Source organism: Rathayibacter sp. VKM Ac-2759 (assembly GCF_009834225.1).
In the GTDB taxonomy this organism is placed as follows: Bacteria; Actinomycetota; Actinomycetes; order Actinomycetales; family Microbacteriaceae; genus Rathayibacter.
Map to the genome: position 1 here is coordinate 1,222,115 of NZ_CP047176.1, position 12,357 is coordinate 1,234,471.

Consider the following 12,357-nt stretch of genomic DNA (forward strand, 5'->3'; position numbering starts at 1 on the left):
GTCCTCGTGGAGTTCGACGTGCCTGCTGATCGAGTAGCCCGCGGAGCGGGCGTATCGAGATCGACCGTCGTCGGGAGAGGTGGCCCGAAGAGCGCTCCTGCTGGGGTCCGTGGGGTCTCGATACGCCCTGCGGGCTACTCGACCAGCGGGCACGCGGCGGTGGCCCCGTCCTCGTGGAGTTCGACCTGCATGCTGATCGAGTAGCCCTCGCAGAGGGCGTATCGAGATCCCGCTCGGAAGGGCGGGTGCCTCGACGGTGCGAGGTTCACTCGGTGCTGCGGTCGGCGAGGGCGAGGGTCGGGGGACCTACAGTGTGCGAGTGGCTGTAGGAGCGGATGAGACCCGGACGGGGGGTGCTGCGCGCGCGTCCGGCGAGCCGGTGTGGGCGGTGGGGCTCGCCGGGCTGTTCCTGGTGTGGGCGCCGGCCGCGCTCGAGGCCGGGTGGTGGCTGCTCCTCGGGCTGGGGATCGCGGTGGCGGCGGCCGCCCTCGGGATCGTCGCCGACGCGGGGCGCGAGGTGCGGGACGGGCCGACGGGGGAGTGGCTGGGACTCGCCGGGCGGGCCCTCGCCTCCGCTGCCGTCGCCCTGACCGCCGCGGAGTCGGTGCTCGGCGCGACCGCGCGGCCCGTGGCGTTCCTCCTCCTGCTCGCGGTGACGCTCTTCGTGGTCCGCGGCGGAGTCCTCCGCCCGCGCCTCGCCGTGACGCTCGGCGCTCTCGTCGGGCTGCTGCTCGCCGCGGCGGTCGTCGTCGTGCTGCTCTCGCCCCCTGCCCCCGCCTCGACCGACCTGATCCTCGGCGGTCCGGAGGGGTCCGTCACCGCCGCCGCCTACCTGCTGTTCCTCGTCGCCCCGCCCTCGGGCGGGCCGACGTCGACCCGCCGCTCCCTGGTCCGCCTCGCCGTCACCGGAGTCGTCGCCGCCCTGGTCGGCACCGGGCTGCTGCTGCTCGTCGGGCCGGAGGCGCTCGCGGCCGCCGCCACCCCGCTCCGCGCCGCCGTGACGGGCACCCCCGCCGCCGTTCCGGTCGCGATCGCAGCGGTCCTCGCCTCCGTGCTGGCGCTCGTCGTGCTGGCCGGGCGCGACGCCTCCGCCCTGGTCCGCCTCGCCGACGAGGGTGAGATCCCCGAGCCGCTCGCGCGCCGCAACCGCCGGACGGGGGCGCCGTCGGCGGCGCAGCTCGTCGTCTGCCTCGTCTCGGTGCTCGCCGTGGTGATCCTCGACGCGGAGGCACTGCTCGCGTTCGCCGTCGGCGCGGCGCTGGTCGCGTCGATCGTGCGCCGGCTCGAGCGGGGAGCCGCCGGTGCGCGCTGGCCGGCGATCGCCGCGGCGGCGGTGGCGCTGCTCCTCCTGCTGGCGCTGCCGTCGGCGACGGCGGCCGCGGTGGCGATCGTGCTGGCGGGCCTGCTGATCGTGCGCGCGTTCCGGCGCTGACCGGGCTCAGGCTCCGGCGGCCGTCACTTCGTCGAGAGCGCGGCCCGGGAGCCGCAGGGCGAGCGGATCGGCGCGCACCCGGTCGAGGCCCGAGCGCACGGCTCCGAGGGCGACGGCCTGGTCTCCGAGGGTCGAGGGGAGGATCCGGGGCGCCGGAGCGTGCACCCGCCCGACGAGCCGCTCCGCCACCTCGGCGAGCAGCGGCCCGGCGGAGGCGGCGAGCGCGCCACCGACGACGATGAGCGAGACGTCGAGCAGGTTCGCCAGGGTCGCCGCCACGTTGGTGAGGCGCTCGGCGAGCCGGTCGACGATGTCGCGGGCGAGCGCATCGCCCGCCTCGGCGGCCGCGAAGACCTGTTCGGCCCCGGGGGCGCCGCTGTGGTCGAGGAGGGTCGCCGGGTGCCCCGGGACGGCCAGCGCCTCGTGCGCCCAGAGCCGGGCGAGCGCCGCGATGCCCTCGGCCGAGCCGACGCCCTCGACGAGGTCGAGGTAGCGCATCTCGCCGGTGAGTCCGCGGGCGCCGCGCAGCAGCCGCCCGCCGAGCACGACGCCTCCGCCGAGGCGCTCGCCCGAGAGCAGGGCGACGTAGTCGTCCGAGGCGACGGCCGCGCCGCGCCAGCCCTCGGCGAGCGCGGCGAGATTCGCGTCGTTGTCGACGACCGCCTGCCAGCCCCGGTCCGCGAAGCGGTCGGCGAGCCCGGGGTTCATCACGCCCCAGAAGTCGTTGTCGCCCTGGGGCGACCGGCCGAGGGCGTCGACCGGAGCGGGGACGCCGAACGTGATGGCGAGGACTCCCGAGTCGGCGATCCCCGCCTCGGCCAGGGTGCGGTCGAGGACCCGCTCGATGTCGGCGAGGCGGCTCCGGCGCGTGACGTCCTCATGGGCGACGTGCTCCGTGCGCCGGGCGAGGGTCTCGCCGAGCAGATCGGCGACGAAGACGCCGACGCTGTGCTGACCCGCGTCGACGCCCACCACCACTCCGGCGTCGCGGCGGAGCGCGTAGCGGCGCGCGGGGCGTCCCTTGACGTAGTCGCCGGCCGCGCGCTGGTTCTCGAGCTCCTGGATCCAGCCGAGCTCGATCAGGTCGTCGCAGACGGCGATCACGGTCGAGCGGGTGAGTCCCGTGCGCTCGATCAGATCGGAGGCGGTGAGGGGCGATCCGCTCCAGGCCTGCCCGAGGACCTCGAGGGCGTTGCGGCGCCTCTGGAACGAGAACGAGGTGCCCTCGGACATCCGCTCCACCTCCCTCTTGACCCCGGACGGATCGGCTGCAACAGTACATCGCGTACTAGATTTTCTCATTAGATTTAGTCCGTTCAACAACTTATCCACGATCCACGGGAGACGACGACGTGCCCCTTGCACCCCCTACCGCCGGCGGACTCAGCCGGCGCGCCCTCCTCGCAGCGGCAGGAGCCGGCGCCGCCGCGCTCGGTCTGTCGGCCTGCGCCTCGCCCTCGGCCTCCGGTGGCGTGACCGAGATCACCTTCTTCCAGTCCAAGCCCGAGGTCATCGGCTACTTCGGCGACGTGATCGAGCGCTTCCACGCGTCGCAGTCGCGGATCCGCGTGGTGCACGACTTCTCCTCGAACCTCTCGGCCGGCTTCGTGCGGAGCAACCCGCCGGACCTCGGCTGCCTGAACTACAACTTCGAGGTGGCGCGCTTCGTCGAGCGTGGGGCGCTCAGCGACCTCTCCGATCTGCCGGAGGCGAAGCGGATCAACCCCGCGATCCAGCCGCTCATCGAGCAGACGGCGTCCTACCCCGATCGCACGAGCGTGCTCCCGTACTCGCTGATGATGGCCGCGGTGCTCTACAACCGCGACATCTTCGCCGCGCAGGGCCTGGAGGTGCCGACGACCTGGACCGAGTTTTTGGCGGTCTGCGACGCCCTCACCGCCGCGGGCATCACTCCGATCTACAGCACCTACAAGGATCCGTGGACGGTCGCGCAGGGCCTGTTCGACTACTCCGTCGGCGGCACCGTCGACCTCGACTCCTTCTTCACGCAGCTGAAGGAGCAGGGAGCCGACGTCGGAGCCTCCTCGCCCGTGTCGTTCGAGAAGGACTTCGCCGCCCCGGTCGACCAGATGCTGCAGGTCGCCGCCTACTCGAACCCCAACGCGGCCAGCCGCGGCTACGGCGACGGCAACCTGGCGTTCTCGAACGGCGAGGCCGCGATGCTCCTCCAGGGCCCGTGGGCGCTCAGCGAGATCGCGAAGACCGCGCCCGACCTCTCGATCGGCGCGTTCCCCCTGCCGATGACCGACGACCCGGACGACCGCCGGGTGCGGGTCAACGTCGACCTCGCGCTCTGGATCCCCGAGGCCTCCGACAAGAAGGAGGCGGCGCGCGAGTTCCTGGCCTTCCTGATGCAGCCGGAGATCATCGACGCCTACAACGCCGACAACAACGCGTTCGGAGTCACGACCGACGCTCCCGCGGTCACCCAGCCGACGCTGGTCGAGCTGCAGGAGTTCTACGACCGGGCCGCCTTCAGCCTCGGCGCCTCGCAGCTCGTGCCGCAGAACATCCCGCTGCAGAACTACCTCCAGGGCATCGTGCTCGGCTCCGACCCCGCGTCGACGCTGCGCACCATCGACGCCGACTGGGCGCGCATCGCGTTCCGCTCCTGACCCTCCCCGCTTTCCAGAACCTCCCCGCTTTCCAGAACCTCTCAGAGACGAGACACTCATGGCACTCTCGACACCCACCCGAGCGGAGGCGCGCCCCACCGAGGCGCCCCGCCCGGCCGCCCCGCACCGGCGCAGGCCGCGCACGGACAGGACCTTCCTCCTGTACCTGCTCCCTGCGCTCGTGCTCTTCACGCTTGCGATCACCCTGCCCGCGCTGATGGGCATCTTCTTCAGCTTCACCGACTCGATCGGCTTCGGCGAGTGGTCCTTCATCGGGTTCACGAACTACGTGGCGCTGTTCTCGGATCCGGCGATCGCCGCCTCCTACGGCTTCACGGTCCTGCTCGCCCTGGTCACCGTCCTGGCGGTGAACGTCGTCGCGTTCCTGCTCGCGATCGCTCTCACCTCGCAGATCCGCGGCAAGGTGGCCCTCCGCGCGGTGTTCGTGCTGCCGATGGTCGTCTCGGGCATCATCATCGCGTTCGTCTTCAACTTCCTCTTCTCGAACTCGCTGCCCGCCTTCGCCGAGTCGATCGCCTTCACCCCGCTCGCGAGCAGCATGCTCGCCGACCCGAACCTGGCCTGGCTCGCGATCGTGATCGTGACCGCGTGGCAGGCGGTCCCCTCCGCGCTGCTGATCTACATCGCCGGGGTGCTCTCCATCCCCGGCGACGTCTACGAGGCCGCCTCGCTCGACGGCGCCTCCAGCTGGGGCCAGCTGCGCTCGATCACGCTCCCGCTCGTCGCGGGCTACGTCGTGATCAACCTCGTGATCGGCTTCAAGAACTTCCTCAACTCGTACGACATCATCGTCGGCCTCACCGACGGCGGCCCCGGAACCTCGACCCGCAGCGTCGCGATGACGATCTTCACGGGCTTCACCAGCGGCGACTACGCCTACCAGATGGCCAACGCCACGATCTTCTTCCTCATCGCGCTCGTGATCGCGCTCGTGCAACTGCGCATCTCGCGCGGAAAGGCGGCCTTCTGATGACCAGCCAGGTCCCCCTCGCCCCGTCCCTGCCCGGCACCCGGGCGGCGGTCGACGCCGACGCCCGCCGCGGCTCCCGACGCACGCGCTCGAGCCTGATCCTCACGCTCGTGCTCGCGATCTGCGCCCTCTCGGTGATCGGCCCGCTGTGGGTCACGCTCACGATGGCGTTCAAGACCACCGCGCAAGCGGTCGACGGCAACGCCTTCTCGATCCCGCTGCCGTTCTCGGTCGACGGCTTCGTGCAGGCGTGGAACCTCACCGACTTCCCCCGCGGCTTCGCGATCTCGGTCCTCGTCTCGGCCATCACGGTCGGCGGCACGATCGTGCTCAGCGCCCTCGCCGCGTTCGCCATCTCGCGCAACTGGAGCAAGCGCTTCTACCGCTGGTCGTTCTTCTACCTGCTGGCGGCGATGTTCCTGCCGTTCCCGGTGCTCGCGCTCTCGCAGGTGTCGCTCACCGGCCTCGTCGGCCTCGACAACCCGATCGGCGTCGCGATCCTGCACGTGATGTTCCAGCTCTCGTTCAGCGTGATGCTGTTCACCGCGTTCCTCCGCTCGCTGCCGGAGGAGCTCGAGGAGAGCGCCCGCCTCGACGGAGCGACGACGAACCAGGTCTTCTGGCGGCTGGTGTTCCCGCTGCTCGCCCCGATGAGCGCGACCGTCGGCATCTTCGCCTTCCTCGCCTCCTGGAACGACTTCATGATGCCGTCGCTGATCACCTCCGACCCGTCGCTGCAGACGCTGCCCGTGCTGCAGAAGATCTTCCAGACGCAGTTCAGCAACGACTACAACGTGGCCTTCGCGTCCTACCTCATGGCGATGGCACCGGCGATCATCGTCTACCTCTTCACCCAACGCTGGGTCATGTCCGGCGTTACGCAAGGCGCGATCAAGTAAGGCTCGCGGGCCTCGGGGCGGCCATCTGCGGCGTTGTCGTCGGTCGCCGTAGCTCCGCTACGACTCCCTCCTCCGCCTTGCAGCTGACCACCCCGAGACCCGCGGGCTCGGCTCCGGGCGGGGGAGCAGGCCGCGCTGCGCGCGAGCCGGCGGGGGAGGGGGGCCGCGCTGCGCGCGAGCGGGCGGGGAGGGGGGGCCGCGCTGCGCGCGAGCGGGCGGGGGAGCAGGCCGCGCTGCGCGCGAGCCGGCGGGGGGAGCGGGGCGCCGCCTGCTGATCGAGGAGGCCGCGCGGCGGGCGTATCGAGATCGACCGGGTTCAGGACGGGCCTCAGGAGCCCGCCCCCCCACAAGACCAACCACACGAACGAGAATCAACGGAAGGAAACACGTGACCGAGACGGTGCTCAGCAGGAGCGGGACGAAGGACGACGCGCTGTGGTGGCGGCAGGCGGCGGTGTACCAGATCTATCCGCGGAGCTTCGCGGACGCGAACGGGGACGGGATCGGCGATCTGGCCGGGATCATCCAGCGCATCTCCTACCTCCGGGAGCTCGGGATCGACGCGGTGTGGCTCAGCCCGTTCTATCCGTCGGCGCTGGCCGACGGCGGGTACGACGTGGCCGACTACCGCGACGTCGACCCGCGGATCGGCACGCTCGCCGAGTTCGACGAGATGACGGCGCTGCTGCACGACGCCGGGATCCGCGTGATCGTCGACATCGTGCCGAACCACTCCTCCGATCTGCACCCGTGGTTCCAGGAGGCGCTCGCCGCGCCGAAGGGATCGCCCGAGCGGGAGCGCTACGTGTTCCGCGACGGCCGCGGCGAGTCGGGGGAGCTGCCGCCGAGCGACTGGGAGTCGGTCTTCGGCGGACCCGCGTGGGAGGCGGTCGGCGACGGCCAGTGGTACCTCCACCTGTTCGCGAAGGAGCAGCCCGACTGGAACTGGGACAACCGCGAGATCCGCGACGACTTCCTCGAGACCCTCCGCTTCTGGTCGGACCGCGGCGTCGACGGGTTCCGCATCGACGTCGCACACTCGCTGGTGAAGGACCTGACGGAGCCGCTCGCCGCCTCCGCCGACCTCGTCGAGCAGCGCCTCGACGGCAGCCACCCCTTCTGGGACCGCGACGCGGTGCACGAGGTGTACGCCGAGTGGCGCGCCCTCTTCGACTCGTACGACCCGCCGCGCACCGCGGTGGCGGAGGCGTGGGTCGACGCGTCCCGGCGCGCCCGCTACGCGAGCCCCGAGGGGCTCGGCCAGGCGTTCAACTTCGACCTGCTCGAGGCCGACCTCGACGCCGACACCTTCCGCCGCCTGATCTCGTTCAACCTCGAGCTGGCCGCGGAGTCGGGCTCGTCGACGACCTGGGTGCTCTCGAACCACGACGTGGTCCGGCACGCGACCCGCTACGGGCTGCCGTCGCAGGGCGGCGCTCCGGTGGCGCCCGCGAAGCAGTGGCTGCTGAGCGGAGGCGAGGAGCCGGCCCTCGACCGCGAGAAGGGACTGCGTCGCGCTCGCGCCGCCACCCTCCTGCTGCTCGCGCTGCCGGGATCGGCGTACCTCTACCAGGGCGAGGAGCTCGGCCTGCACGAGGTCGCCGGCATCCCCGACGCCGAGCGCCAGGACCCGACGTTCTTCCGCAGCGGTGGCAGCGACGTCGGCCGCGACGGCTGCCGTGTGCCGCTGCCGTGGGAGTCGACGGGCACGTCCTTCGGCTTCGGGCCGGGCGGCGCCCACCTGCCCCAGCCCGCCTGGTTCGCCGACGCCTCGGTCGCGGCCGAGGAGCTGCGGGAGGAGTCGACCCTGTCGCTCTACCGCCGCGCGCTCGCCCTGCGGCACGCGCTGCAGACCGAGGAGCAGCTGGAGTGGCGCGACAGCGAGGAGGGCGTGCTGGACTTCGCGCGCCCGAACGGCTGGCGCTCGGTGACCAACCTCGGCGGGACCGACGCCGCCCTGCCCGCGGGGGAGATCCTGCTGGCGAGCGGACCGGTCGACGGCGTGCTGCCTCCGGACACCACGGTCTGGCTGCACTGACCCGGACGACGAAGGCGCCCCCGCACCTGCGTGCGGGGGCGCCTTCGTCGTCGGTGGCGGCTAGTGGGTCGAGGGGTCCTGCTCGACCTCGGTGCGGTCGCCCGACCACAGCGTGTGGAAGGTGCCCTCCTTGTCGACGCGCTGGTAGGTGTGCGCGCCGAAGAAGTCGCGCTGGCCCTGCACGAGCGCGGCGGGGAGTCGCTTCGAGGCGAGCGAGTCGTAGTACGACAGCGCCGCACCGAAACCGGGGATCGGGACGCCCGAGAGCGCGGCGGTCGAGACGATACGGCGCCAGGCCGCCTCGCCGTTCGCGACGGCTTCGGCGAAGTACGGGTCCTCGAGGAGCGTGGTGATGCCCGCGTCCTCGGCGTACGCGTCGACGATCCGGTTGAGGAACTGGGCGCGGATGATGCAGCCCGCGCGCCAGATCTTGGCGACGGCGCCCTTGTCGATCTCCCAGCCGTACTTCTCGGCGCCGGCGATGATCGCGTCGAAGCCCTGCGAGTAGGCGACGACCTTCGAGGCGTAGAGGGCCGCACGGACGTCGTCCTCGAAGCCGTCGTAGAGGGCGACCGGGGTCGGGCGCGAGGTGACGCGCTTCTGCACCGCGGCGCGCTGCTCGGGCTTCGACGAGACGGCGCGGGCGAACACGGCCTCGGCGATGCCGCCGACGGGCACGCCCAGGTCGAGCGCGTTCTGCACGGTCCACACCCCGGTGCCCTTCGAGCCGGCCTGGTCGAGCACGACGTCGATGAAGGGGTTGCCGGTGTCGGCGTCGACCTGGCGGAGGACCTCGGCGGTGATCTCGATCAGGTACGACTCGAGGTCGCCCTTGTTCCAGGCGTCGAAGACCTCGGCGATGGCAGCGGGCTCGTGGCCGCCGACCGTGCGCAGCAGGTCGTAGGCCTCGGCGATGAGCTGCATGTCGGCGTACTCGATGCCGTTGTGGATCATCTTGACGAAGTGGCCGGCACCGTCGGTGCCGATGTGGGTGACGCAGGGCTCGCCCTCGGCGACGGCGGCGATCGACGAGAGGATCGGGCCGAGGGTCTTGTACGACTCGACGGAGCCGCCGGGCATGATCGAGGGGCCCTTGAGCGCGCCCTCCTCGCCGCCCGAGATGCCGGTGCCGACGAAGTGGATGCCGGTCTCGCGGACCGCCTTCTCGCGACGGATGGTGTCGGTGAAGAGGGCGTTGCCTCCGTCGACGATGATGTCGCCGGGCTCGAACACCTTCGTGAGCTGCTCGATCACGGCGTCGGTGCCGCGGCCGGCCTGCACCATGATGATCGCGGTGCGCGGGGTCTGCAGCGACGCGGCGAAGTCCTCGATCGTCTCCGAGGCGACGAAGCCGGCCTCGGGGTGCTCGGTGATCAGCGTCTCGGTGCGGCCGTAGGAGCGGTTGAAGACGGCGACGGTGTTGCCCTCGCGGCTGGCGAGGTTGCGGGCGAGGTTCGAGCCCATCACCGCCAGACCGACGACTCCGATGTTGGCGGTGGCGGTGGGCTTGTCAGACACGGTTCTCCTCGACGTACGCGTTCAGGGTCGGATTCAGGGTATCGCCGGGGTCCGCCGCGGAGCCCGCACGTCCGTCGCGAGCGGGTCGCACGGCTGTGCGCGCTGAGGGAACCCCGGACCGTCGAGGGAGCCCGCCTCGAGCGGCGGCCTCGACGGTCCGGGGTTCCCTCGGCGTCAGGCGCCGTGTCCGGCGGGCACGCGCTCCGAGGGGATCGGGGGCGGCGGAGGAGTGCCGTCGCCGAACGGGCGCCCGCCCAGCTCCTCGCGGCCCGAGGGCACGAGCCAGCCCGACAGGTCGGGGCCCTTGGGCACCACCCCGGTCGGATTGATGTCGCGCTGCACCTCGTAGTAGTGCGACTTGATGTGGGTGAAGTCGATGGTGTCGCCGAAACCCGGAGTCGCGAAGAGGTCGCGCGCGTAGCCCCAGAGCGCGGGCATCGCCGAGAGCAGGTTCCGGTTCGCCTTGAAGTGGCTGTAGTAGACGGCGTCGAAGCGCGCGAGGGTCGTGAAGAGTCGCACATCGGCCTCGGTGATCGTGTCGCCGACCAGGTAGCGCCGGGTCGACAGGCGCTCCTCGAGCCAGTCGAGCCGGGCCCAGAGGCGGTCGTAGGCCCGCTCGTACGACTTCTGCGAGCCGGCGAAGCCGCACTTGTAGACGCCGTTGTTCACGTCGTGGAAGACCAGCTCGGCCACCTCGTCGATCTCGTCGCGGTGCTCCTCGGGGTAGAGGTCCGGTGCACCGTCGCGATGGAACGCGGTCCACTCCGTCGAGAAGTCGAGCGTCATCACCGGGTAGTCGTTGGTGACGACCTCGCCGGTCGGGATGTCGACGATCGCCGGCACGGTGATGCCGCGCGGGTAGTCGGGGAACCGCTTGAGGAACGCGTCCTGCAGGCGGGGGATCCCGAGCACCGGATCCACTCCGCCGGGATCGAGGTCGAAGGTCCAGCTGCGCTTGTCGTGCGTGGGCCCGCAGATGCCCATCGAGAGGGCGTCCTCGAGTCCGAGCAGGCGGCGCACGATCACGGCGCGGTTCGCCCAGGGGCAGGCGCGCGAGACCACGAGCCGGTACCGGCCCGCCTCCACCGGGAAGCCGTCGCGGCCGTCGGCGGTGATGCGCGTGGGGATGTAGTTGGTGTCGCGGTGGAAGCCGTTCTTCTCCACGTACGAGCCGAAGTCGTCAGTCGTCATGCCCGCACGCTAGCCAGGCCGGCTGGGTGCGCGGCCCGAGCTGGCGGCGGGAGGCGATCGACGGTAGTGTCGGCAGCTGAACTTCGGCGAGGGATGCGCGAGTGCATCCGTGATCGACGCGGTGGAAGCAGGCGAAGCGCCCCGAGAGGGTCGCCCCGGACTTTTCCTCACGCTGACATGCGTTCGAGTCGAAACCCCGTCCGTGGCCGTCGGCCACGACCCGATCAGGCGGCGCGCTGCGCCGTCGAGGAGAACATCATGGCTGAACTGACCAACAAGGTCGTCGTCGAGGTCCGCACCTCGTTCGGCAAGGGAGCGGCCCGCAAGATCCGCGCCCAGAACAAGATCCCCGCCGTCCTCTACGGCCACGGCACCGAGCCGCAGCACGTCACGCTGCCCGGTCACCAGATCCTCCTGCTGACCCGCAAGGCGAACGCGATCCTCGAGCTCGACATCGACGGCGTCGCGCAGACCACCCTGGTCAAGGACATCCAGCGCGACCCGGTGCGCCAGATCATCGAGCACATCGACCTGGTCGTCATCCAGCTCGGCGAGAAGGTCACCGTCGACATCCCCGTGCACGTCGAGGGAGACGCCGCCCCCGGCACCCTCGTCTCGCTCGAGGCGAACACCCTCTCGCTCGAGGTCGACGCCACCAAGATCCCGCAGAACATCGTGGTCTCGGTCGAGGGCCTCGAGGAGGGGACCCAGATCCTCGCGAAGGACATCGAGCTCCTCGACAACGCGACGCTGCTCACCGACCCCGACGCGCTCGTGGTCAACGTGACCGCCGAGGTCGAGCAGGACCTGGGCGAGGGCGAGGACGAGGCGCCCGCCACCGGCGACGTCGTCGCCGAGACCGCCGAGTAGTCTCCAGCACTCACACCCGGACGGGCCCGCCGCGATCGCGAGCGGGCCCGTTCCGCGTCCGGGCTCCGGGCGCCACCACGAGAGCTCTGCTCACGAGAGGAACGACATGGGTGACACCTGGCTGGTCGTCGGTCTGGGCAATCCGGGCGCGCAGTACGCCCGCAACCGGCACAACGTCGGCCAGATGGTGCTCGACGAGCTCGCGACGCGGATCGGCGGCTCGTTCCGGCGGCACAACCGCGCGAACGCCGTGGTCGCCGAGGGCTTCCTCCGCCCCGGTGGTCCGAAGCTGGTGCTGGGCAAGCCGAACAGCTTCATGAACCTCTCGGGCGGACCGACGGCGCAGCTGCTCGACTTCTACTCGCTCGAGCCCGCGCGCCTGATCGTCGTCCACGACGAGCTCGACATCCCCTTCGACACCCTCCGGCTCAAGCAGGGCGGCGGGCACGGCGGGCACAACGGCATCCGCGACATCCTCGCGTCGACCGGCGGAGCCGACTTCCTCCGCGTGCGCGTGGGCATCGGCCGCCCACCCGGCCGCCAGAGCGCCGCCGACTTCGTCCTGAAGGACTTCGCCGGCCCCGAGCGCGACACGCTGCCGATCCTCGTCGCCGACGCGGCGGACGCGGTCGAGCTGATCGCCGAGTCGGGAATCGCCGCCGCGCAGCTGAAGTTCCACACGGCGTGACTGCGGGGAGCGCGGAGCGCTCCCCGTCTGCGCCGGTCCCAGCGCAGCGCAGCGCAGTCGGCCCGGTCGCGGTGTGCGTTCCGCAGGGCGGGTC

At 71.4% G+C, this 12,357-nt stretch carries 10 protein-coding genes; 7 read left to right on the forward strand and 3 right to left on the reverse strand.

What is annotated here, in order from left to right; all coding sequences use genetic code 11:
• The first annotated feature begins 319 nt into the window (after window positions 1-319).
• On the forward strand, window positions 320-1,432 hold the full coding sequence (locus GSU68_RS05535) for a hypothetical protein (protein ID WP_159906215.1): 1,113 nt from the start codon (window positions 320-322) through the stop codon (window positions 1,430-1,432).
• A gap of 6 nt (window positions 1,433-1,438) precedes the next feature.
• Here the strand turns inward: GSU68_RS05535 and GSU68_RS05540 are convergent, their stop codons facing one another.
• Window positions 1,439-2,665, reverse strand: a complete 1,227-nt coding sequence (locus GSU68_RS05540; protein WP_159906217.1) for an ROK family protein — start codon at window positions 2,663-2,665, stop codon at window positions 1,439-1,441.
• Between the two features lie 119 nt (window positions 2,666-2,784).
• On the opposite strand from GSU68_RS05540, the gene GSU68_RS05545 reads away from it, so the two are divergent.
• From GSU68_RS05545 to GSU68_RS05560, 4 genes are all read left to right on the forward strand, one after another.
• A complete protein-coding gene (locus tag GSU68_RS05545) occupies window positions 2,785-4,068 on the forward strand; it encodes an extracellular solute-binding protein (RefSeq protein WP_159906219.1) in 1,284 nt (427 codons plus the stop codon).
• A gap of 58 nt (window positions 4,069-4,126) precedes the next feature.
• Entirely contained in the window at window positions 4,127-5,059 is a 933-nt protein-coding gene (locus GSU68_RS05550) for a sugar ABC transporter permease (RefSeq protein WP_159906221.1), read from the forward strand.
• Window positions 5,059-5,958 carry a carbohydrate ABC transporter permease gene (locus GSU68_RS05555; RefSeq protein ID WP_159906223.1) on the forward strand — a complete coding sequence of 300 codons (900 nt, stop codon included), beginning with the start codon at window positions 5,059-5,061 and terminating at the stop codon, window positions 5,956-5,958. The genes GSU68_RS05550 and GSU68_RS05555 overlap by 1 nt, the downstream gene beginning before the upstream one ends.
• A gap of 388 nt (window positions 5,959-6,346) precedes the next feature.
• Window positions 6,347-7,996, forward strand: coding sequence for an alpha-amylase family glycosyl hydrolase (locus GSU68_RS05560; RefSeq protein ID WP_159906225.1), 1,650 nt, complete (start codon window positions 6,347-6,349; stop codon window positions 7,994-7,996).
• Between the two features lie 60 nt (window positions 7,997-8,056).
• Here the strand turns inward: GSU68_RS05560 and gndA are convergent, their stop codons facing one another.
• A complete protein-coding gene (gndA, locus tag GSU68_RS05565) occupies window positions 8,057-9,514 on the reverse strand; it encodes an NADP-dependent phosphogluconate dehydrogenase (protein WP_159906227.1) in 1,458 nt (485 codons plus the stop codon).
• Window positions 9,515-9,688: 174 nt separating this feature from the next.
• Window positions 9,689-10,705 (reverse strand): glutathione S-transferase C-terminal domain-containing protein, encoded by a 1,017-nt coding sequence (locus tag GSU68_RS05570; RefSeq protein ID WP_159906229.1) that lies wholly within the window; start codon window positions 10,703-10,705, stop codon window positions 9,689-9,691.
• Between the two features lie 258 nt (window positions 10,706-10,963).
• Between GSU68_RS05570 and GSU68_RS05575 the strand changes: the two genes are divergently transcribed.
• Together GSU68_RS05575 and pth are read left to right on the forward strand one after the other, a co-directional pair.
• A complete protein-coding gene (locus tag GSU68_RS05575; protein WP_159906231.1) occupies window positions 10,964-11,575 on the forward strand; it encodes a 50S ribosomal protein L25/general stress protein Ctc in 612 nt (203 codons plus the stop codon).
• Window positions 11,576-11,681: 106 nt separating this feature from the next.
• The gene (gene pth, locus GSU68_RS05580) at window positions 11,682-12,263 is read left to right on the forward strand and encodes an aminoacyl-tRNA hydrolase (RefSeq protein ID WP_159906233.1); all 582 of its coding nucleotides are present in this window, start codon (window positions 11,682-11,684) and stop codon (window positions 12,261-12,263) included.
• Window positions 12,264-12,357 lie beyond the last annotated feature (94 nt).

Excerpts from the sequence above, each read along its gene's own strand:
- GSU68_RS05555 (WP_159906223.1), top strand. The coding sequence starts at position 5,059 with ATGACCAGCCAGGTCCCCCTCGCCCCGTCCCTGCCCGGCACCCGGGCG.
- pth (WP_159906233.1), top strand. The coding sequence starts at position 11,682 with ATGGGTGACACCTGGCTGGTCGTCGGTCTGGGCAATCCGGGCGCGCAG.
- GSU68_RS05570 (WP_159906229.1), bottom strand. The coding sequence starts at position 10,705 with ATGACGACTGACGACTTCGGCTCGTACGTGGAGAAGAACGGCTTCCAC.
- GSU68_RS05575 (WP_159906231.1), top strand. The coding sequence starts at position 10,964 with ATGGCTGAACTGACCAACAAGGTCGTCGTCGAGGTCCGCACCTCGTTC.
- GSU68_RS05540 (WP_159906217.1), bottom strand. The coding sequence starts at position 2,665 with ATGTCCGAGGGCACCTCGTTCTCGTTCCAGAGGCGCCGCAACGCCCTC.
- GSU68_RS05550 (WP_159906221.1), top strand. The coding sequence starts at position 4,127 with ATGGCACTCTCGACACCCACCCGAGCGGAGGCGCGCCCCACCGAGGCG.